General features: G+C 41.8%; 21 protein-coding genes. 6 read left to right on the top strand and 15 right to left on the bottom strand.

Features of this window, described 5'->3' with window-relative positions; genetic code table 11:
* The gene (gene pfkB, locus DDV21_RS02100; RefSeq protein ID WP_116877467.1) at positions 1–933 is read right to left on the bottom strand and encodes a 1-phosphofructokinase; all 933 of its coding nucleotides are present in this window, start codon (positions 931–933) and stop codon (positions 1–3) included.
* A gap of 532 nt (positions 934–1,465) precedes the next feature.
* On the opposite strand from pfkB, the gene DDV21_RS02095 reads away from it, so the two are divergent.
* Positions 1,466–2,239, top strand: a complete 774-nt coding sequence (locus DDV21_RS02095; RefSeq protein WP_116877468.1) for a MurR/RpiR family transcriptional regulator — start codon at positions 1,466–1,468, stop codon at positions 2,237–2,239.
* Between the two features lie 186 nt (positions 2,240–2,425).
* Here the strand turns inward: DDV21_RS02095 and DDV21_RS02090 are convergent, their stop codons facing one another.
* From DDV21_RS02090 to DDV21_RS02060, 7 genes are all read right to left on the bottom strand, one after another.
* Positions 2,426–2,788 carry a hypothetical protein gene (locus DDV21_RS02090; RefSeq protein ID WP_116877469.1) on the bottom strand — a complete coding sequence of 121 codons (363 nt, stop codon included), beginning with the start codon at positions 2,786–2,788 and terminating at the stop codon, positions 2,426–2,428.
* Between the two features lie 232 nt (positions 2,789–3,020).
* A complete protein-coding gene (locus DDV21_RS02085) occupies positions 3,021–3,551 on the bottom strand; it encodes an Asp23/Gls24 family envelope stress response protein (protein WP_116877470.1) in 531 nt (176 codons plus the stop codon).
* 39 nt (positions 3,552–3,590) lie between these two features.
* Positions 3,591–3,782 (bottom strand): CsbD family protein, encoded by a 192-nt coding sequence (locus tag DDV21_RS02080; protein ID WP_116877521.1) that lies wholly within the window; start codon positions 3,780–3,782, stop codon positions 3,591–3,593.
* Between the two features lie 195 nt (positions 3,783–3,977).
* A complete protein-coding gene (locus DDV21_RS02075) occupies positions 3,978–4,484 on the bottom strand; it encodes an Asp23/Gls24 family envelope stress response protein (protein WP_116877471.1) in 507 nt (168 codons plus the stop codon).
* Positions 4,485–4,491: 7 nt separating this feature from the next.
* Entirely contained in the window at positions 4,492–4,680 is a 189-nt protein-coding gene (locus tag DDV21_RS02070; protein ID WP_116877472.1) for a DUF2273 domain-containing protein, read from the bottom strand.
* A gap of 8 nt (positions 4,681–4,688) precedes the next feature.
* Positions 4,689–5,264, bottom strand: a complete 576-nt coding sequence (gene amaP, locus DDV21_RS02065) for an alkaline shock response membrane anchor protein AmaP (RefSeq protein WP_116877473.1) — start codon at positions 5,262–5,264, stop codon at positions 4,689–4,691.
* A 10-nt stretch (positions 5,265–5,274) separates the two neighbouring features.
* On the bottom strand, positions 5,275–5,514 hold the full coding sequence (locus DDV21_RS02060) for a GlsB/YeaQ/YmgE family stress response membrane protein (RefSeq protein ID WP_116877474.1): 240 nt from the start codon (positions 5,512–5,514) through the stop codon (positions 5,275–5,277).
* A gap of 510 nt (positions 5,515–6,024) precedes the next feature.
* Here DDV21_RS02060 and DDV21_RS02055 point away from each other — a divergent pair.
* Positions 6,025–6,657 (top strand): GntR family transcriptional regulator, encoded by a 633-nt coding sequence (locus DDV21_RS02055; protein ID WP_116877475.1) that lies wholly within the window; start codon positions 6,025–6,027, stop codon positions 6,655–6,657.
* Between the two features lie 406 nt (positions 6,658–7,063).
* On the opposite strand, the gene DDV21_RS02050 is transcribed toward DDV21_RS02055, so the two are convergent.
* From DDV21_RS02050 to DDV21_RS02040, 3 genes are all read right to left on the bottom strand, one after another.
* Positions 7,064–7,537 (bottom strand): MerR family transcriptional regulator, encoded by a 474-nt coding sequence (locus DDV21_RS02050; RefSeq protein WP_116877476.1) that lies wholly within the window; start codon positions 7,535–7,537, stop codon positions 7,064–7,066.
* A 180-nt stretch (positions 7,538–7,717) separates the two neighbouring features.
* Entirely contained in the window at positions 7,718–8,554 is an 837-nt protein-coding gene (gene fghA / locus DDV21_RS02045) for an S-formylglutathione hydrolase (protein ID WP_116877477.1), read from the bottom strand.
* 12 nt (positions 8,555–8,566) lie between these two features.
* Positions 8,567–9,685: an S-(hydroxymethyl)glutathione dehydrogenase/class III alcohol dehydrogenase gene (locus DDV21_RS02040; protein ID WP_116877478.1), complete on the bottom strand. Its 1,119-nt coding sequence runs from the start codon at positions 9,683–9,685 to the stop codon at positions 8,567–8,569.
* A 208-nt stretch (positions 9,686–9,893) separates the two neighbouring features.
* Here DDV21_RS02040 and DDV21_RS02035 point away from each other — a divergent pair, with 208 nt between their 5' ends.
* A complete protein-coding gene (locus tag DDV21_RS02035) occupies positions 9,894–10,820 on the top strand; it encodes an aldo/keto reductase (RefSeq protein WP_116877479.1) in 927 nt (308 codons plus the stop codon).
* A 285-nt stretch (positions 10,821–11,105) separates the two neighbouring features.
* Positions 11,106–11,405 (top strand): YbaB/EbfC family nucleoid-associated protein, encoded by a 300-nt coding sequence (locus DDV21_RS02030; RefSeq protein WP_116877481.1) that lies wholly within the window; start codon positions 11,106–11,108, stop codon positions 11,403–11,405.
* Positions 11,406–11,465: 60 nt separating this feature from the next.
* On the opposite strand, the gene DDV21_RS02025 is transcribed toward DDV21_RS02030, so the two are convergent.
* Positions 11,466–12,833 (bottom strand): sensor histidine kinase, encoded by a 1,368-nt coding sequence (locus tag DDV21_RS02025; RefSeq protein WP_116877482.1) that lies wholly within the window; start codon positions 12,831–12,833, stop codon positions 11,466–11,468.
* Positions 12,833–13,486, bottom strand: a complete 654-nt coding sequence (locus DDV21_RS02020) for a response regulator transcription factor (RefSeq protein ID WP_116877483.1) — start codon at positions 13,484–13,486, stop codon at positions 12,833–12,835. Before DDV21_RS02020 ends, DDV21_RS02025 begins: the two co-directional genes overlap by 1 nt.
* Positions 13,487–13,994: 508 nt before the next feature.
* Here DDV21_RS02020 and DDV21_RS02015 point away from each other — a divergent pair.
* Positions 13,995–14,690, top strand: a complete 696-nt coding sequence (locus DDV21_RS02015; RefSeq protein ID WP_116877484.1) for a CPBP family glutamic-type intramembrane protease — start codon at positions 13,995–13,997, stop codon at positions 14,688–14,690.
* An 860-nt stretch (positions 14,691–15,550) separates the two neighbouring features.
* On the opposite strand, the gene DDV21_RS02005 is transcribed toward DDV21_RS02015, so the two are convergent.
* On the bottom strand, positions 15,551–16,066 hold the full coding sequence (locus tag DDV21_RS02005; protein ID WP_116877486.1) for a DUF536 domain-containing protein: 516 nt from the start codon (positions 16,064–16,066) through the stop codon (positions 15,551–15,553).
* Positions 16,067–16,218: 152 nt separating this feature from the next.
* On the opposite strand from DDV21_RS02005, the gene DDV21_RS02000 reads away from it, so the two are divergent.
* Complete coding sequence (locus tag DDV21_RS02000; RefSeq protein WP_116877487.1) at positions 16,219–16,560, top strand: metal-sulfur cluster assembly factor; 342 nt, start codon at positions 16,219–16,221, stop codon at positions 16,558–16,560.
* Between the two features lie 106 nt (positions 16,561–16,666).
* Here the strand turns inward: DDV21_RS02000 and DDV21_RS01995 are convergent, their stop codons facing one another.
* On the bottom strand, positions 16,667–19,837 hold the full coding sequence (locus DDV21_RS01995; protein WP_116877488.1) for an AAA family ATPase: 3,171 nt from the start codon (positions 19,835–19,837) through the stop codon (positions 16,667–16,669).
* Position 19,838 lies beyond the last annotated feature (1 nt).

Genomic DNA, 19,838 nt, shown 5'->3' with positions numbered 1-19,838 from the left:
CTAAACCTCCATTTTTTTGACCTGAATTTGCCTTTGAAGAGCATTAACATCACTGAAATCAGTAAGCCCGCTTCTAAAAGCAGTTGATGAGCCTGCAGCAACGCTTTGTGCTAAGTTAGCCGCTGTATCCTGCTTTTTTATTAATCCTGTTAAAAAACTTCCCAGCAAAGTGTCTCCTGAACAGGCAGTATTTACGACTTTGCCTGCCGGAGCGTTGCAGCTCCATGCAGATAAGTCTTTTGCAATATACATAGCCCCATCAGCTCCCAGAGAAAGCAAAATATTTTTTGCCCCCAGTTGAATCAGTTTTTTCGCATACAATAGAGCCTGCTCTTTTGACAGCTTCTCTAAGCCGAACCACTCTGCTATTTCTTCCTCATTCGGTTTTAAAAGATAGGGCTGATACTGAAGGCAGTCCAAAACGACAGCATGACTGACATCAAAAACAGCCTGTACACCTTTTTCCTGACAAATTTTCGCAATAGCTGCCAGTATCGATGGGTCCACTCCCCTCGGCAGACTGCCGGAAATGATCAAATAGTCATTTTCGGTTAGATTTTTCACCTGATTAAGGAGCAATTCCTGAGCTTCCAAACTGACCGTCGGGCCTTGATTGACTAGTTTAAACTCTTGGTTGCTGGCATTGACCTTAGTAAAAACATTGATCCGTGTCAGACCAGCTATTTCGACAAAATGATTAGCTATCCTCTGTTCAGTTAAGTAGTCACTGATATAACGGCCTGTAAAGCCCCCTGAAAAACCTAAAGCTGTGCTGTCTAAGCCGAGCTGCTTCATAATCAAAGAAACATTGACACCTTTCCCATTAGCTTGAATTTCATTCGATACCGTACGGTTAACTTTTGATGCCTGCATATCCTCTGTTTCGATAAACAAATCAATTGCCGGATTCATTGTACAAGTATAAATTCCCATTACCCCTCCTAAAACACAGCACCCATAAAAACCGCATGAAAGGCGGTAAGTCCGAAATCTTTGATTTCGCAGACGCACCCCTGCCAAGATGACTAGGGAGCGAGACAGAACCCCAGACCATAACGTTCGATGTCTCGCCCCCGCAAAGTCTAGCAGACATTTTAGAGCTTTGAAAAAGCGGCTAAAATGACGCTAGGCTACTGCGTCTTGTGCATAAACACCGACAAAATTAAGGATTAGTTTTTAAACCATCCTTTAGATCTGTCTATAGGCTGTTAAGACGACAAAGCCTTCAGTCATATAGGATCGAGCCCCAGACCATAAAGGGCGCTGCCACCCAGACATCTCCAGTATTTAGTTAACGCCATAACTGATGATACTGCCTTTTTCATTTTTATTAGATTTTCAGGCTGTTTTCTTTGCTGCTGCCTTGCAATTCACTATTTTATCTTGTATAGTTATCTTAACACTTTAAAATTGAATGCGTTTTCAGCTTTCGCTGTAATAGTGAACAGATTTTCAGGAAGGAACTATGAACCAACATCGACTGACAGATACTGAAGAGTATATTTGGAATTATATTAATGAACATTTCAACCAAATGATTGATTTGACCATTTCCGAATTAAGTGAACGATTGAGTGTCTCAAACGCTTCTGTTACCCGAACATTAAAGAAAAAAGGCTATGCAGGGTTTTCAGCTTTTAAGCATGAAATTCAAAATAACAGCCGAGACAGTCTCCATATCATCAATAATCAGCACATGACCGCTGATACCAAACAGTCTATTATCAAAAACTATCAGGAGGTCATCCGTACTTTAAATATGATTGATGCAGATGTGCTGGAACAGGCGATTGCTGCTATCAAAACGGCTCATAGAATTATGATTTTTGCTCGCGGTTTTTCAGAAATGACTGGTTCGGAAATGCTGATTAAATTTCAGTTAAGCCATAAATACTGCGAACTGCATACAGATCCGAATATTATTCGACCCGTCAGCAAGCGGCTGACAGCCGAAGACTTGGTTATTTTTATTTCACTCAATGGTGAAACAGCCGCACTTGTAGATGCAGCTAAAAACTGCCAGCGCAGCCACATAACATCTATTTTAATAAGTGCCAACCCTTCCGGTTCTTTAGCACAACTCACCGATTATCAGCTCTTTGGTTTTAAGTCCGAACTCTCCTATTTCCCCGATTTTGAAGTTCATTCACGTCTTCCTTTAGCCATTCTGTCCCGTATTGTTCTGGATGCTTATGCAGCCAGTTTAAAAAATCAGAAACAGACTGATTCCCTGAGGTAAAGCCGGAAGCAACAAACGATTAAGTGCTGAATATATAACGATGCTGACTTACAGCTTCTTGACAGACCAGTTCCGACAAAAAATAAGAGGCTGGGCTGGTGAACTGCCCCCCAATTGTTAGATTTTCTATCTAACTTTTTGGAGGGACAGTACATTTGTCCCCGACCTCTTTTTTATGTTTGGCTTTTACCGATTCGCATCCTCGCTTGATACACCCTCATCTTTATCATCATCTGACTGATTGTTAACAAAGGCAGCAGAATGGTTCTGTTTATCCTTGTTTCCCACTTTTTCATAGACTTCATTAACAGCCCTGCCGGCAGAAGCCGCAATCCCCGCAAGAACTTCCTGTGCAGAATGTGATCCAGCTGATGTCTCTGATTGTGCTTGATCAGCAGGCAGGATATTTTTCCATAATTTTTTGCCTTTATTAAATAAAGCCTGTCGATCTTCTTTGGAGGTTATACTGTAAGCAATACCTGCTATAGTAGCTGCAGTTAACACTCCCTGAAAGAAGGTCATACCTTTTTTATGTGATTTTTTTGCCATATTGTCCCCTTTAATTTTTCGTAGGTTTATAATAGTCTCTTATCAGCTCCCGAATAACTCGGAGGGCGGGCAAGACTACTGTTATGAGTTGAAATAAGCTTATCAATAAGCTCTTTTTAGCAGTCTTTGTTTTCATATCAACCTATTTTCTCTTATCTGTTTTTCGTTCATCTGGCTGGAATTAAATATGATTTAAAACTCTGGCAAGAAGAACAGACTATAGACTGCCCTGCTAGTGAGAAGGCTCAGGTTCCTCAGCGCTTTCTGACAAGTTTTGCTTTGTTTTCACAGCCTGCTCTTCAATAAACCTGCCGGTCGTTTTTCCGGCTTCTGTCACTCGGTCCTGAACAGTAACTGAAGCTGCTTCAAACTCGTCCAAGGTTCTGGTATCGATGACTTCTACATTGACTTCTATAACATCTAAATGTGTCATCTTGGCCACTTCCTGCTGAACGACCTTTTTAATTTGCTCAACAATTTTTGGGATATCTCTGCCATATTCAACAACGATTCGTAAATGGGTAGCGACTTGCTTAGTCCCTACTTCTACATCCACACCTTCTGTGATGTCGTCGCTGTTTACAACCTTGTTTTTTAAGTCAGAGAAAAACCCACCGCTGAAAGCTAAAAGCCCTGAAACGGTTTTTAACGATTTCCCAATAATTTTTTCAATGACCTTATCACTGTAAATAATGTCACCTTTTAAATCTGACGATTGATGTGTTTGCCGGATAGTGTGATCAGTAACTGCTGTTTCTGTCATAAAATCACCCCTTTGATTTCTTTCTTGCTGTTAAACCTTTTATAGGCTTTCCTTATTTGATGCATTTTTGACAGCTTCTTTAGCATCTGCTGCTTTTTCTTTAATCTTGCCTGAAAGTTTCTCTGCTGTTCCTTTGGCTTCCCTTTTCCTGTCGCCTGTCAGACGGCCGGCTGCTTCCCGCAGAGAACCCTTTGCTTGTTTAACTTTTGCATCGTATTTTTCTTTTTCCATAGTTTTAGTTTCATCTTTCTGTATCACTTGTGAGGCCAGGACAAGAATCCTGTCTCATTTTACTTTTTTAAACATATGAGTTTACACAGCGGCTGATCAGAAGGTCTTATCCCTTGCTGCGCAAGGGGCAGCGGTCTTTCTAAACAACTGTGCGGAGGCGGGACGGCAAAACCGAAATCGTCAGCTTATGACGATTTACCGATTGTTGTCCCGCTCTCTTAATTTAGTGTCTTTTGCCAGCTTATGGTACTGTTCTGCGACAAATGTTCCGGTTGTTTGGGCAGTGTCTGTCAAGCGGTCCTGCAGACTGACTTTGTCAGCTTCATGCTGCTCCCGAGTCTTAATATCAGCAACACTGACATTGACTTCCACAACTTCTAATCCGGTCATTCCTTTGATTTCTTTTGCGACAGCCGTTTTAATATGCTGAAAAACAGTCGGAACATGTTTTTGGTATTGGACAATAATAGCTAAATCTACTGCGACCTGTTTTTGACCAACCTCAACCTGGATACCGTCTGTTGTAGTATCTGTATTCAGCAGCCTATCTTTGACATTGGCTAAAAAGCCGCCGTCGGCTGCAAGCAGACCGTCAACTGATCCCAGCGCTAAACCAACTATTTTTTCAATCACTTTATCGGCGTATGTCAGTTCACCTTTAATTGTATTGCCTGAACTGTCAGATCTCATTCCTGCTATCATACTTCTCCTATTTCAAATGATCTAGTATCCCAGTCTTTTTCAAGTAGGCAGAACCATAGATACCTGCCGATATGAAAATTAGGATAATGAGTGTTTTCAAGAAACCGTAACTTACCAATAAAAGAGCAAGTATCAGTCCCAGCAGGCCGCCAGCAATAGGATAGCGGTACTGTTTAAAGAGTTGTATCAAATCCATATGTCCTCCTATTCTACACGATTAACTGCTGTCTGCCTCTTGTTGTCAATGTGGCTGACTTCAATCCGATAATTAATTTTCTTTTGTATACCGAAGAAAGTATCCAATCCTGTACGGATTTCCTGTTTTAGATGTTCTAACTTCTCTGTGATATTAATACGCGGAATAATCTTACCTGAAATCCTGATTTTAAAGCTATTTTTATATAGCTTAGCTGATACTGCAGGAGATTTCATTATCCCTTCTGCTTCAACAATAGCCCGTACGTAACTTTCTAAAGCTGATTTTTTCAGATTTAGCTTTCCTGGCTGGTCATCTGCCAGCTCGATTTCCGTATAGGTTCTTGGATAAAAAGCAATAATCAGTATAAAAGTCAAAATGAGTCCCATAAAGATAAGAGCTAACCAAAATAAATAGGGAGATAGAGCACTTTCTGCAGCAGAACCTACCCTAAAGAAACGCCCAATCCCTTCCATCTCATCAGGAAGTGAGGCTATACTGACATGATTGGCAGCCCCAGCACCTAATAGAAGAAAAAGAAGCAGACCAAGCAAAATAAAAACTGTTTTTGCTGCTTTATTCATCTGGCAGCTCCTATCTCGCACGATTTAGGAAAAATGATACCACAACAACGACAATAACTGCCCCTAAAATTGAAGGGATAAGAGCCATACCGGCTAAGCTGGGGCCCCATGTCCCAAACAGTGCCTGACCGACTGCTGAACCAATCAGACCCGCAGCGATATTAGCAATCCAGCCCATCGAGCCGCCTTCTTTAGTAAGGGCTCCTGCCGCAACACCGATTAAAGCACCGATAATAATTGACCATAACATAAAAATTTCCTCCTTATAATAACTAAGTTCAAAAAAAGACACTTCTTTTATAGAAGAATGCTGCCTCATTTTTTAGTGACAACTTTTTTTAAAAAGTATATTGTCATTATATTATACTTATTCTTCCTTGTCAAGTGTTTTTACTCAGTAACAACATTTTTTTCATATTATGTTGTCTAAGAACCCCTGATATGCTATAGTATTAAATGTAAAAAAATAATTTAAAACTTTAAACAAAACAAATCTGGAACGCCCGCATTTTGCCCCCCTATGATTTCAGAAAGGGCTTTTAAAAATTTTTGACCAGACTGATCAAGAGCTTAGCTGGACTTCTCAAAAGAAACCTGAGGCACCAAACGGTGCTGGCCTATTTGAGCCAAAAGCAGGATTAGGCCGCAGTCAGCACTGAAAATAATGATCCGTTCCGTTTCAGCCGCTATAAAAGATCTCTCAGGCTGAAACAGTTAACCCCTTGCTCGGTTTCAGCCATTTTTTAATACAGGAGGAATTATGCCTAATCGAAAAATTGTAAAAACGGCAAAATTTCAAAAAATTGCCGTTGAAGTAGCTAAAAAAATTGCTATCGGTGAATACCCTGTCGGAGAAAAAATCAAATCCCGCTCCACTTTGGCTTCTACTTTTAGCGTTTCTCCGGAAACAACCAGACGTGCTTTGAATATTCTGGCCGATCTGCATATTGTCTCACTGAAACACGGCAGCGGAGCTGTCGTCTTATCCAAGGAAAAGGCAATAGAATTTGTCGAAGAGTTCGACAGTACAAATGATGCCGAAACCCAGAAGGAACGAATTCTTAAAAAAATTGATGAACAAGAAAAAAGCCTCTTAGAGCTTAAGGGCTTAGTCTCTGTTTATTTAGAGCAAACCAAACTGGTTACCAAAAAATACCCTCTTGATCCTTACGGATTGAGACTGACTGCCGATTCAGAACTCATCGGTATGCAGATTCAGGAGGCGCAGATATGGCATAAAACAGGAGCAGTCCTTGTGGCTATTGAAAGAAACAATGAGCTTCTCTTAGCTCCCAGTCCCTACCAAAAATTGCAGAAAGATGATCTGATTTATTTTATTGGCGAGGAAGCCAGCTATAACAGAATGGCTGATGTTTTTCATTTAAAGAAATAGCTGAGGCAATAAAGCCGCAGCCTGCAGTTCTTAAGTCATTGATAAAGTTGACCGGTGCCCGAAAGGACGAAAAAGCACAAGTACTCCATATCAACCCCCACTCTTTTCATACACACTATTAACGTAACGGTTTCAAGCCACCATAAACTGAAGCCTGATCTAGAATGACAGTTTACCGCAGTCATTCTTTTGATAAAGCCGTACAGACAGGATACAAAAAAGCGGAACAAAATCGAATTTCTCTGAAATTTTTGATTTTGTTCCGCTTTTTCTTCTGTTTGTTTTTTGAACTTGATTATCGGATAGACACTATATATTCAGCAGAGACTGTTATAAAATGAAAGAAGCCTTTTTTGCTGATACTTCTCAATTATCAGGGAGCTGTCTGTCATTAAAATTCATCTTGTTAGCTATTTTTCTTGCGGATTTTTCCTTGCTTCCGCACCTGCCTATCAAGATTTTCTGCCTCTTCTGTGTCCTGCAGCCTCATCTCATAATAAGCTGCCGTTCGCCTATTTTCATCATATCCTCGCGCCTCTAATTCGGCTAAACGCCTGTGAATTTTTATCTTTTCGGTTAGATAAGCGTTCGTTTCCTTAAGCTCCTCAATCTGCTTTTCCAATTTAATTTGTGTTTTTTCTAAAAGTTTTGTTGATAGGGCATGGTTATGAAATTCCGCTAAAATAGCTTGAATATCCCGCAAAGACATTCCCACACGGCGGTAATGCGCAATAGCTTTCAAACGATCAATGCTGCTCACATCGAAATCTCTGATACCATGGGCATTACGTGGGATTGTAACCATTCCTTCTTTTTCATAAAAGCGAATAGAATGCGGTGACAGACCAAGCTCCTCAGAAACCTGCTTGATTGTCGTCATAGAATAGTCCTTTCTTTTATTAAGTTACAAAGGCCGTGAAAAGAACAAAGCAAAAATAGGCCGTAAGTCTGAAATCTCCGATTTCATTAGCGCACTCCTGCAGCTTTTAAGCCACATTCATTTTTTGCCTGATATGATATTTAGATCCTAGCTAAATCAAAGTCAGGGCCGATTATCTCTTTACAGAAGTCCCAAATATTTAGCATGAAAAACAATATGCTGCTCAACAAAACTAGCAATGAAATAATAGCTGTGATCATAACCTTCACGCAGATTCAAGCAGATTGGGATACCTTTCTTTTCGGCCTTCTCCTCAAAAATTTCAGGCTGCAGCTGTTCAGGATAAAAACTATCTGACAATCCCTGATCAATTAAAACAGGGCAGACATTTTGGGCATGTCCCAGCAATTGGACACTGTCATAAGCAGCCCAAGCAGTCTTATCTTCGCCAAGATAAGCTGTAAACGCTTTTTTACCCCACGGGACATCTATCGGATTGACAATAGGTGCAAAAGCTGAGACAGAAGCATAGCGGTTGGGATTTTTTAAAGCAATCTGAAGAGCGCCGTGCCCGCCCATACTGTGTCCGAAAATGGAGCGCTCCTCTGTCACCGGGAAATGCGCTTCAATCAGCTTAGGCAATTCGTCTACAATATAATCATACATACGGTAATGCTCCGCCCAAGGTGCTTGCGAAGCATTGAGATAAAAACCAGCTCCTTGTCCCAAATCATAAGCTTCGTCATCTGCAACCTCCTTGCCGCGCGGCGATGTATCCGGTATCACCAGAGCAAGACCGTATTTGGCGGCATACTGCTGTGCCCCTGCCTTGGTTGAAAAATTCTCATCGGTACAGGTCAAACCTGATAGGAAGTAAAGAACTGGTACTTTTTGCCCTTCCCCAATCTGTGGCGGCAAGTAGATAGCAAAGACCATCTCAGTTTGAGTGCTTGTTGACTGATGACTGTAGCGTTCATGCCAGCCACCAAAGATTCTGTTTTTTGATAATCGTTTCATATCAACCTCTTCTCAGTAATGGATAACAGTACGAATAGATTGACCTTCATGCATCAGATCAAAAGCTCTATTAATTTGTTCTAACGGCATTGTATGAGTAATAAAATCACTAAGACTGAATTCTCCGTCCATATACTGCCGAACAATGCCTGGCAATTGTGTCTTCCCTTTGACACCTCCAAAAGCTGAACCGCGCCATACACGTCCTGTCACCAATTGGAAGGGACGTGTATGAATTTCAGCACCTGCCGGAGCAACACCGATAATAATGCTCTCACCCCAGCCTTTATGGCAGCATTCCAAGGCTGCACGCATCACATCAACATTGCCGATACATTCAAAGGAGTAATCCACACCGCCGTCAGTTATTTCAATAATAACATCTTGGATAGGTTTGTTGTAATCATTAGGATTGACAAAATCTGTCGCTCCAAGCTTTTTAGCTTTTTCAAATTTGTCCGGATTAAGATCAATAGCGATGATGCGGCCGGCTTTTGCCATTCGGGATCCGATAATAGCAGCCAAACCAATCCCTCCGAGACCAAAGATAGCAACTGTTGCACCTTCTTCAACTTTGGCCGTGTTCAAAACAGCACCCATACCGGTTGTCACACCGCAGCCAAGCAGACAGACTTCCTCAAGCGGTGCATCTTCCTGAATTTTGACCAGTGAATATTCTGAGACAACTGTATGTTCAGCAAAGGTTGATGTTCCCATGTAGTGGTAGATGGGCTGCCCGTCTTTGAAGAAACGGACTGTGCCATCAGGCATAACTCCGTGTCCTTGTGTTTCACGGACTGCAGAACATAAGTTGGTTTTGCCCGACAGACAGAATTTACATTTTCCGCATTCGGCTGTATAAAGCGGAATAACATGATCCCCAACTTGAAATTCTGTGACCCCTTCTCCAACTGCTTCTACAATCCCAGCGCCTTCATGGCCAAGCACACAGGGAAAAACACCTTCAGAGTCTTTCCCTGACAATGTATAGGCATCAGTGTGGCAGACACCTGTTGCCGTGATACGGACCATAACCTCGCCTTTTTGCGGCATCATAAGATCTAATTCTTCAATTTTAAGCGGTTTATTTGGTGCCCAGGCAACAGCTGCCCGTGTTTTAATAAAATCCATAACAGATCCCCCTTTACCTTTTTTACTTTATCAGCTCAAGCTAACAACTTGGCTCTTAGCTTATCTTAACATATTAGACTTACTCTAAGTCAATGATTTAACTTTTTTGCTGCTGCATGGTGAGTTTATTTTTGTCCATACTTTTTGGGTTGACTTTAGACCTAGTCTAAGGGTTATAATAAGGGTATCAAACATATGGAGGTAGAAGATGAAAACAATTAAGGTTTCTCAGGGGCCGCAGAAAGCGGCGGCAATTGTGCTTGGCTGTATGCGTATGCCTGCCTTATCCGTTTCAGAAGCGGCCAAAATAATTGAAACAGCAGCTGAATATGGTGTTACTTTTTTCGATCACGCTACGGTCTACGGACATGGCGAAGCCGAATCCCGCTTTGGGGAAGCGTTTGGTCAAACCGGACTCAGCCGTGAAGAGATCTTTATTCAGTCTAAGGTAGGTCTGGAATTTGACCGCAATGAATTTGATTGGAGCAAGGAGAATATTCTGGCACGTGTCGATGACAGTCTGCGCCGTTTAAAGACCGACCATCTTGACTCAGTCCTTCTTCACCGTCCCGATTTAATTTTTGAACCGGAGCAGGTTGCCGAAGCATTCGATCAGCTTGAAAAATCTGGAAAAGTGCGCTATTTTGGTGTCAGCAATGTTCCAGTCATGCAAATCGAATTGCTTAAAAAATATGTCAAGCAGCCATTAATTTTCAATCAGCTTCAGTTATCATTGGAACAGTCCCAGCTGATCGACCAAACTTTGTATATCAATAACAAGACGACTGATATGTCCATCGATCGTGACAACGGCACACTGGATTACTGCCGGCTGCATGATATTACTATTCAGGCTTGGTCGCCTCTCCAGTACGGCATGTTTGAAGGCAGCTTCATCGACAGTCCGAAATATCCGGAACTCAACAAGGCTCTGCAGGAGTTGGCTGATAAATATCAGGTTTCCAAAGCAGCTATCGCAATTGCCTGGATTCTTCGCCACCCAGCTAAAATGCAGGCTATAACCGGCACCATGAATCCGCATCACCTCATAGATATCTGCTCAGCCAGCGATGTTGAGCTCACCCACCATGAATGGTACCAGCTCTATCTTGCTTCCGGAAAATTCCTGCCATAACTGCTAAAAAGAGAATGGGACGGCAAAATCGTATTTCTCCGAATTATCGATTTTTGTCTCATTCTCTTTTTACTGCTGTTATCTTCATCCAGTTTTGAACTGAAGACCAAAAATGATATAATAAGAAACGGGCTCCGCAGTACTGCGGCTGTAAGCAGGGTTATCAGCGGTGACAGGCAGGCAAGTCCCTTGATAGGCAGGGTTGTCTGCCGCGAGAGTTTTAGCCCCCGCCAACCAAATAAAATAAGGCTCAAAGCCCGTTATGAAAGGAATCACAAAAACATTATGATGAACATGCAAAATATGATGAAGCAAGCGCAAAAACTGCAAAAGCAGATGGAAGCTAAGCAGGCTGAATTAGCCAAGACTACTTTTGTGGGCAAATCTGCTCAGGAACTTGTGGTCGTCACCTTTACTGGAGATAAAAAACTGGTTTCAATTGACTACAAAGAAGCAGTTGTTGACCCTGAAGATATTGAAACGCTTGCGGATATGACCAGCCAGGCTATCAACGATGCACTTAAACAGGTTGAAGAGGCCAGTCAGAAAACAATGGGGCAGTTTGCCGGTAAGCTCCCTTTTTAGGGGGTAAAAGCAGCATGCTGCAGTATAAATAACGAAAAGCTCTGATTCTGCATAATAGAATCAGAGCATCTTTTGTGACAAGTCAATTGTGAAGCGCATGGTTTTGTCTGCCGTCCGCTCAAATTTATAAGCCATGCCATGCTTATCCAGAATTTGCTGAACTAAAAAGAGACCGATGCCGGTACCGCCGTCTTTTCGGCTTCGGCTGAAATCGGGGCGGTAAAAAGGCTGAAAAATCTGCTCCAGTTCATTTTCTTTTAACAGATAATCTGCCTCATTTTCTATCACCAGCTGCTGCCTGGTCAGTCTAAGCTGAATGGTTCCCCCTTCTTTGGTATAACGAAAAGCATTGTCTAAAAGGTTCTTTATGGCTTTTAAAAGATAAACAGGATTGGCTGTTACTGTAACAGGATCTAAGTCAGTTATAAACTGATAAGCCTTGATTTCGGCTAAAACGTGGTAGGTATCCAAATGCTGCCTGAGTTCTTCTGTCAAGGAAAATGCCTCATGTGCGGAAGACATCGTCAAATCGAGATTGGTCGCCTCTAATACAGCCTGAACCAGCTGTGACTGTTCCTGCAAAATGCTGCGACATTTTTGTAAATATTTATCATGGTTCTTAAAATCGCCGACATTGTAAAGCATGCCCTCAACTAAGCCTAAGAGGCTGGCCAAAGGTGTCTTTAATTCATGTGAACTCATCCGCAGAAATTCCGATTTTTGCCGCTCACGCTCAATTGTTCTTTCATTTTCTGCCTTTAATTCTTCAATGCTGGTCAGTAATTTTGCGTAAAGATGGTTAACATCCTCGGCTAAAGCTGCGATTTCATCATGACCCTTTATTTGGCAGGAAAGGTTTTTATCCAAACTTTGCATTTGTCTGGCTGTCTGTGAAATCGCTCTTATCCTTTGGTTGGACAGACGGCTGTAAACATAAGCCACCAAACCGGCCAAAGAGATAACAAGCAGAATAACAAAAGGGTAAAAAGTCACCAAGAGCTGACTGACGGCGGACAGCGAATTGAAACCATACTCAGCCTGAACAGTATATTTTTCCCCTTCTTCCGAGGTTATGGCTTTGGTCCAGGCTCCTATCTCATCATAATTTGTTTCTTCAATATAGTCTTGATCCTGGTCACTGACAGTTTCATCCGATAAGTTAGGGTAGATGACTTCCCCAGAACTGTCGAATAAAACATATAAAATATTAACCTGCTTACGGTCCTGGACAGCCATTTTTTTAATGATATCATCTTTCGAGAGACCATCTACCTGTCTGACAGTACTGACAAAATCCTGCCTAAGTTCTTGTTTTTTAGCTTCATTATAGTAAATAGGCATGACAAAGTAAAGAAACGCCAGCAGAAAAAGAAAGGTCAGGCTAATCATTAAACTGACAATGAGAAAATTTTTACGGACAATTCCCATTATGACACCTTCTCAATCTGGTAACCGCGGCCGATAACGGTTTTTAGGGGCAGGGAAGGCAGTTTTTTTCGCAGATTTTTGACGTGATTGTCTAAAACCCGGCTGTCCAGTTCACTGTAGCCCCAAATACTGTTCATCAAAAGATCACGGCTGACAATCTTCCCGCGCCTCATGGCTAAAAATAAAAGGATTTCATATTCTTTTTTAGTCAGGCTGACAGCTTCATTAAGAAGATAGACTGCTCCTTCTTCAGGATAAATCGTAATGTCATCAATTATGATGGAGGCAGCATCCGATTTTCCCCGCAGGATATTTTCAATGCGTTTCATTAAAATCAAAGGCGAAAAAGGCTTAACCACATAATCGCTGATTAAATGGTTAAAACTGAGCAGCTGAGTGGCTTCGTCTGCCATTGCTGTCAGCATCATGACCGGCACTGCCGAGCTCTGCCGTATCTCCTTCAACACTTCTAGACCGCTAACATGAGGAATCATGATGTCAAGGATAATCAAATCAAAGCTCTCCTTATAAAAACAGTTTAAAGCTGCTTTTCCATCAAAGACTGACTCAACCTGATAATGGTGCTCCTTCAAAAATTCACTGACTACCTGATTAATAACAGGATCATCTTCCACAACTAATATTTTTACCATAAAAACCTCCCTGCTCTCTCTTTTATTATAAACATAAGTCCGCCCTTTCGGCAAGGGGGCCGGAGCGCATAAGAAACAGACTAGTCAGCCTAAGGACCGGTCTTTAAACGAAATACCAATTATTGCTGTTTAAAAAAACAGAAAAAAAACAGACAGGCGACACTGTGACAATAGAAAGAACTGTTAGAATGAATGTAAGCTAAAGAAGCCAGACAATAAAGTCAAGTCTTAAGCTTAAAAAATTAAACTAAACACGGCCTAAACGCTGCAGCAATGCACAGGCAGCCCGAACCTGAAACTGGGAGAGTGAGGGGACCTATCATTTGAGGTTTTGTCACAGGGCTTAGCCAGCCGTAGACGTCTGAAGGCTTTGTCGTCTTAACAGCCGACCGCACCCTTCTAGTCGTCCTGGCAGGGGTGCGTCTGCGAAATCATAGATTTCGGACTTACCGCCTATTTTCCTTTTGCGTTCTTAACGGCCTTTATATCTTATGTGAGGAGTCGTTTTATGCAAAAGGAAAAGCTGAAACATTTAAAATGGTTCGATTTATTAGCGCTGACAGGAATTATGTTCGGTTTTGCTATTTACAGATCCATCTTTCAATATCTGGTAACAGGCAATGATTTAAAAGCCATTCAGGAAAATGTTACTTTTTCGTCTCTGCAAAATTATCAGGCTTTAGCTGTTCAGCTGATTTGGCTTTTTTTTGCCTTTATGTATCTGTTGTGGCGAAATTTTGATTTTTCTCTTTGGACAAAACAGATCAAGTTAACTTTTTGGGTTCCCTTACAAGCTTTAGCTATATTTGCTCTGGCAGCGTTAACAATGGACTTTTTCACTGTTCTGACTTGGTCTTTTTTTAATCCAGCGGTTCCCAGTGTTTTTGATATTTTTGGACATGTCGATCTGTCGCTGCTACTCTACTCGCTTATGAATGGTTTTTATGAAGAAATTTTCTTTTTAGGAATATGTTTGGCAGTCAAACCTAACTATGTAAAATGGTCGTTCCTCTTTTCGCTATTCATTCGCTTTAGTTTTCACACTTATCAAGGAATGACAACATCTATTGGTCTGGGATTCTTGCTGGGAACTGTCTTTTTCCTTCTCTATAAAAAAATGAAAAAGCCTAACCTTCTGCCTTTCTTTCTTGCTCACAGCATCGCAGATATTATTGGCTTGTCACTCTTATTTTATTTTAATTAGGAATACCCCGCATAATCAAAAAATTCCAGACATTAAAGGGAAAGCAGAATGTGAATTTCATCGTTTTCTAATCTAGTAGACGTTTTCCTTTTGCCTTTTAATATATCTTGCTAGGAGAAAAACGTATGCTATCATTTATTCAAACGTAATTTTGATTTTTTGCTTGAGTCCGCAGTCGAAACCCTTCTGTTGCTGATCGGAAAAGGAGCTGCCGAATGTTTTCCTATATTTTTTCTAAAACAGACCTTAAATCAACAAACTTTTCTCTTTTTCTTGATTTATTCAGTTTTACATTTATAACGCTAGCCGTCATTATCTGGGCGCGAAAAATGGCATAAAGCCCTTGGCTGAGTTTTGGTATTGCTGCAAAAAAATGCCATCAAAGATTTTATCTGGGGCTGGTTTTTTGGGAGGCGGTTTTCAGAGGGAAACTTATTCTATTTTAGTGAGAAAAGTTTTAAGGAAGCCCAAATCTGTAAGCTTAAAAGACTGAAGTCAATCGGCCAAAATAGACTTTATCTTCAGCCTGAAATCTTTTCTTTTTACAGCTGCAGGAGCATTAGCAATCCTGACAGTTTTATCTAAAAAAAACAGTCTGAGAACTGTTTTTTTCTTTATACTTAGTCCTAAAAGAAAGCGGATTCCGGTTAAATCATTACTGACACTCTGCGGAGGGAACTTCTGTATAAACATAACTGCTAAAGCCGGCCGTTTCTTGATAATCAGTCAATTCTACAGCTGGAACCTGTATGATAGGGCTGACGCCCTTACCTGTGTTTGAACTCTAAATCAAAAGCAGCATCATCCCCCAATTGCCCCAGCTTTCCTTCTTCAAAAAAGGCCCTGATGTTGGGCCTTGATCAATTCCCGCCAAAAAGCCGGGCAAAAAAACCTTTTTTAGCTGCTTCTTGTTTGGTCTGAATTTCTTCAACCTCTGCCTTCGCTTCATCTAGCTCTATCTGCAGCTGTTTGCTGTCTTCCATCGCAGCCAGTGTCAATTGCTGCTGCTGATCTATTTGCTTATCTTTTTCAGCAATCTGAACATCTTTGATACGAAGCTGCTCATCTTTGGCAGCAATCTGCGCGTCTTTAGCCTTTAGCTGCTCATACATGCGGGTGATTTCTGTATTCTTCTCATCTACCAAAATCTCCAGCAGTTCACGCTGTTTCGTTTCCTCATCGATGGGCTCATCTTCAAAAATCGTTTTTTTGTAAATCTCTTCCAGTTTAATTAAACCGCTGCGATTAACAACCGTAACCCCTTTTTCATTCTTTTCAACATCTTCCGCAGGAAGATTCTTGACACGGTTATTAACGGCCTGACGGCTGACACCCAAGATTTCAGCTAGCTCGCTAACTGTCTTTTCAATTGCCATAATATCCTCTTTTTCCCTGAATAGTCTTATAAAATAGTAACATAATAGGCCTTTTCTGTCAATTTCCTTAGTTTTCATGCTTTTCCGGCATTGAAAAAAAGAGTATTTTATGTCATAATTGTAGCTAAAGATTTAAGGTGAAGGTGATTATTATGCGTGATGATATTAAGGTTAATGACCGTGCTGCTGCTATCGGTGACAAACTAATTGAAAAACTGGAAACGGTCTATGACCCGGAAATTGAACTTGATATCTACAATCTCGGCCTTATTTACGCTATCGACTTAGATGAAGCGGGGCACTGCCGCTTTTTAATGACTTTTACCGACACGAACTGCGGCTGTGAAGATACTATGCCGGCAGAGATTGTCGAAAAGCTGTGCCAAATTGACGAAATCAACAGTGTCGCTGTTGAAATTACCTGGTCGCCTGTCTGGAAGATTACCCGTATCAGCCGCTACGGCCGTATCGCTCTGGGAATCAGTCCCAGGTAAGCTGCTGCCTGCCTCAAAAGACCCAGCCTAACACTGAAAATGCGAAACATCAAAAATCCTGCCCATTAAACGGCAGGATTTTTTAGATACTGCTAAACATTTCGATCTATACGCGGTGTGTGACAGAGGAACTGCCATCAATTCTTTTTTCAATAAGCAGCTGCTGTTCAATTGTCTCTTTCATTTCCTTGACATGGCTGATTACACCTACCATACGGTTTTCTCCGATAGTCTCCAGTACAGCAACAGCCTTATCCAGTGTTTCCTCATCGAGCGAGCCAAACCCTTCATCGATAAAGAGCGTCTCTATCAGAGCGCCGTTGCTTGTGTTTTGAACAACTTCTGACATGGACAGAGCAATAGCTAGAGAAGCGATAAAGGTTTCACCGCCAGACAGCGAGCTGGCCGGCAGCTCTTTGTTATTCGTTTTATCATAAATATTGATGTTCAGTCCAGACTGGGCATTGCCGCTTGTTTTCTCTGAAATCAGAAACTCAAACTGCTGGCTGCTCAGCAGCCCGATATAATGATTGTTGGCATAATCAAGGATTTGTTCCAAATGTGCCTGAATCACGTAAGTTTCCAGCCGTATACGGTTTTTCCCCTGACCTTGAACCAGTTTGTTCAAATATTCCAAATCTTGTACAGCCTGTCTGTTCTGTTCTGCTTGATTTTGCCTGTCCTCAATCGTCTTAATGGTTTCAGACATCATCTGAAGCTGCTTGCCCAGACCGCCTTGTTTTTCAACTAAATTCAGGTGATTTTTGTCCGCCTCCTCTTTTTGTGTTTTCAAAATGTCTAAGTCTGGATAAGTTTTCCCTTCAAGTCTTTCTTTTAGTGCTTGAATTTCTTGAGATAAGGCTTGTTTTTGTTCCTCAAACCTGCTGATTCTGTCACTTATTGTTGAAATACGGTGATGATCAAGTTCAGCAAGCCAATCTGCCAGCTGGCTGATATCATGGGTTAAGGCACGATCTTGTGCTAAAGCTTCATTGAGTATCCGTTCCTGCTCTGCCAGTTCTTGATTATTGACCGCAAGGCTGTTCTGCTCAGCTGCCAGGCTGCCCTCCAGAGCGGATACAGCTGTTGCTGTCTGATGAAGTGCCGTTTCTGTTGCCTCTAACGAGCTCATAAAGGCCTCATAGGCTGTTTTGATCGTCTCTTCTAATTCCTGATAATAGGCTGCATGTCTCAAATCCGCATAACTTTCCTCAAGCTTAACGATATCCTGTTCTGCCTGCTGTAACCGGTCATTCTCAACAGACTGCTCCTGTGCTGCTGACTGCTGTTCTGCCAAATTTTCCTGAATCGCCGCTTCCAGTTCAGCAGCTGCTGCTTCCTGTGCATCCCTTTGTTCTGCGCAGTTCTTTTGCTCAGCCTCAACAGCCCTCAAAATGGCTTGCCCGGTTTCTTTTGAATAGCTTTCTTGAAAATCAAGAGAGTCCAGACTTACGGATACTGCTTTCTGCAACTCGCGGTAGGCGTTTGCGACTGTCTCAGCTATTTGCCCCTGTTCCTCAATAACAGCTGTTCTTCTGCTGCCGGTATCCTTTAAAGTGCTGTTTAAAGCCTGAACTTTCCGGTCAGCTGTTTTTATCAGGCTGTCAAGATGCTCAGTTTCCTCCAGCAATTTCTTTAAGCCCTTTTCATCAGCTTCTAGTGTTTGATGAGTGGGGTGCTCTAAGGAACCGCATACCGGACAGGCTTCTCCTTCTGCTAGTTCAGCCTGAAGTTTAGCAATCATGAGCTTCAGCTGGTCTTTCTTTTTACTGCGGCTTGCTGCCTGCAGCTGAGACAGTTCGGTTTCTGCAGCTGACAGATACTCACGCGCTTGAGAGAGTTTCTGCTCTAACTCATGCTGCTCTTGCAACAGTTCGTTCTGCTTTTCGACATGGCGGTCTAAGCTATGCTTAATCAGTCCGGCTTTGAATTTAGCTTCAGAAAGGGCATTTAATCGTTCCTTCAGCCTTTCTTTTTCTTGTTCGGCTGCTTTAAGCTTCTGTCTGTTTTGGTTTTCCTGCCGGCTTAAAACCTCTCTTTTTTCTTTTAAAGCATGCAGCTGTTTTTGCGAATGCTGTACTTGTTCCTGATCGTTTTGCAGACGCTGAGCCGCGTCTAAACGCTGGCGGACTTCAGGCAGACTCTGATAGTTTTTCTCCTGAGTCTCTCTTTCTTGTTTTAAGGTATCCAGTTTTTTCTGATACGATGCCTGTTCGGCTGCCTTCTTTGCTGCTTTCTTATTTAAGTCAGAGACAGCCTGTTCCAGCTGAACTGCTTTTCTCCCTGCTTCTGTAAAACTTTTATAAGTCCCCTTAAGACCATCAGCAAATTCTAAACGCTCAAGTAAGAGCTGATCTTTGCGATGACTGTCTTCCTTGGACAAAATATCACTTTCATACTTTGCCTCTTTTGCTTTTAAATCATCAAAATATTGGGCTTGCTGCTGTCCTTCGGACCAGTTTTCAAAGGCCTTGTTTTTTTGCTTTTCTGCCTCTTTTACGTGAAAAGCCAGGGTATGCTGTTCATCCCGATATTTTTTGAGATAGGCTTTAGCCAGCTGCCAACGCTCCTTTTCTCCGGCTTGGGCAAAAGACTCCATTTCGGCTTGGTTCCAGACCGATTTATTTTGAAATTGCTTATCTAAATCATCATCCAGAGCTTTTTGTTCCTGCTTTAGCAGCTTGTTTCTGTCAGCCAGCGCTTCTTCAAAATCTCTAAAAATCTGAGTGCCGAAAATCTGACGCAAAATCTCTCTTTTAGCTTCAACATCTGATTTGAGAAATTGACTGAACTGATACTGAGGCAGAAGAATAATTTGTTTAAACTGCTCTGCAGTCAGCTGCAGCAGCTCTTCTACACTCTTTGTGGTCTTAAGATTTTGACTGGCCAGATGAAAGAGCTCCCGACCGTCAATACTGTCCAAAAGGACTAAACTGGCTTCTTTCGTGCCGATTCCTTTCCCCCTGTCAATACCTTTCTTGGGCTTAAGCTCCAAAGTTCTTTGAACACGGTACAATTTATCCTGATGTTCAAAATGAAAGATAACCTGTGTTCTGCTGTCTTTTAAATCAGCAAAAGTTGACCGCAGTTCACCAATTTCACGATCACTGCTGCTGACATTGTAGAGTGCGTAAAGCATGGCATCAAAAATGCTGGACTTCCCAGAACCTGTCCGGCCGCTGATCAAGAATAAAGACGCTTCCTCGAATTTGGTGAAATCAATTGTCTCATGGCGGTAAGGACCGAAATTTATCATTTCTAATTTTACTGGTTTCATT

Source organism: Streptococcus chenjunshii, from assembly GCF_003086355.1.
GTDB lineage: Bacteria > Bacillota > Bacilli > Lactobacillales > Streptococcaceae > Streptococcus > Streptococcus chenjunshii.
Note: the sequence above shows the minus strand (reverse complement) of the source record. Positions and strands in the feature narration are given on the sequence as shown.

Coding starts and splice junctions, on each gene's coding strand:
- DDV21_RS02050 (WP_116877476.1), bottom strand. CDS start 7,537: ATGACGACAATCAAGCAGGTTTCTGAGGAGCTTGGTCTGTCACCGCAT.
- DDV21_RS02060 (WP_116877474.1), bottom strand. CDS start 5,514: ATGTTATGGTCAATTATTATCGGTGCTTTAATCGGTGTTGCGGCAGGA.
- DDV21_RS02025 (WP_116877482.1), bottom strand. CDS start 12,833: ATGGGAATTGTCCGTAAAAATTTTCTCATTGTCAGTTTAATGATTAGC.
- DDV21_RS02075 (WP_116877471.1), bottom strand. CDS start 4,484: ATGATAGCAGGAATGAGATCTGACAGTTCAGGCAATACAATTAAAGGT.
- DDV21_RS02080 (WP_116877521.1), bottom strand. CDS start 3,782: ATGGAAAAAGAAAAATACGATGCAAAAGTTAAACAAGCAAAGGGTTCT.
- DDV21_RS02055 (WP_116877475.1), top strand. CDS start 6,025: ATGCCTAATCGAAAAATTGTAAAAACGGCAAAATTTCAAAAAATTGCC.
- DDV21_RS02005 (WP_116877486.1), bottom strand. CDS start 16,066: ATGGCAATTGAAAAGACAGTTAGCGAGCTAGCTGAAATCTTGGGTGTC.
- fghA (WP_116877477.1), bottom strand. CDS start 8,554: ATGAAACGATTATCAAAAAACAGAATCTTTGGTGGCTGGCATGAACGC.
- DDV21_RS02015 (WP_116877484.1), top strand. CDS start 13,995: ATGCAAAAGGAAAAGCTGAAACATTTAAAATGGTTCGATTTATTAGCG.
- DDV21_RS02040 (WP_116877478.1), bottom strand. CDS start 9,685: ATGGATTTTATTAAAACACGGGCAGCTGTTGCCTGGGCACCAAATAAA.
- DDV21_RS02000 (WP_116877487.1), top strand. CDS start 16,219: ATGCGTGATGATATTAAGGTTAATGACCGTGCTGCTGCTATCGGTGAC.
- pfkB (WP_116877467.1), bottom strand. CDS start 933: ATGGGAATTTATACTTGTACAATGAATCCGGCAATTGATTTGTTTATC.
- DDV21_RS01995 (WP_116877488.1), bottom strand. CDS start 19,837: ATGAAACCAGTAAAATTAGAAATGATAAATTTCGGTCCTTACCGCCAT.
- DDV21_RS02020 (WP_116877483.1), bottom strand. CDS start 13,486: ATGGTAAAAATATTAGTTGTGGAAGATGATCCTGTTATTAATCAGGTA.
- amaP (WP_116877473.1), bottom strand. CDS start 5,264: ATGAATAAAGCAGCAAAAACAGTTTTTATTTTGCTTGGTCTGCTTCTT.
- DDV21_RS02090 (WP_116877469.1), bottom strand. CDS start 2,788: ATGGCAAAAAAATCACATAAAAAAGGTATGACCTTCTTTCAGGGAGTG.
- DDV21_RS02035 (WP_116877479.1), top strand. CDS start 9,894: ATGAAAACAATTAAGGTTTCTCAGGGGCCGCAGAAAGCGGCGGCAATT.
- DDV21_RS02085 (WP_116877470.1), bottom strand. CDS start 3,551: ATGACAGAAACAGCAGTTACTGATCACACTATCCGGCAAACACATCAA.
- DDV21_RS02095 (WP_116877468.1), top strand. CDS start 1,466: ATGAACCAACATCGACTGACAGATACTGAAGAGTATATTTGGAATTAT.
- DDV21_RS02070 (WP_116877472.1), bottom strand. CDS start 4,680: ATGGATTTGATACAACTCTTTAAACAGTACCGCTATCCTATTGCTGGC.
- DDV21_RS02030 (WP_116877481.1), top strand. CDS start 11,106: ATGATGAACATGCAAAATATGATGAAGCAAGCGCAAAAACTGCAAAAG.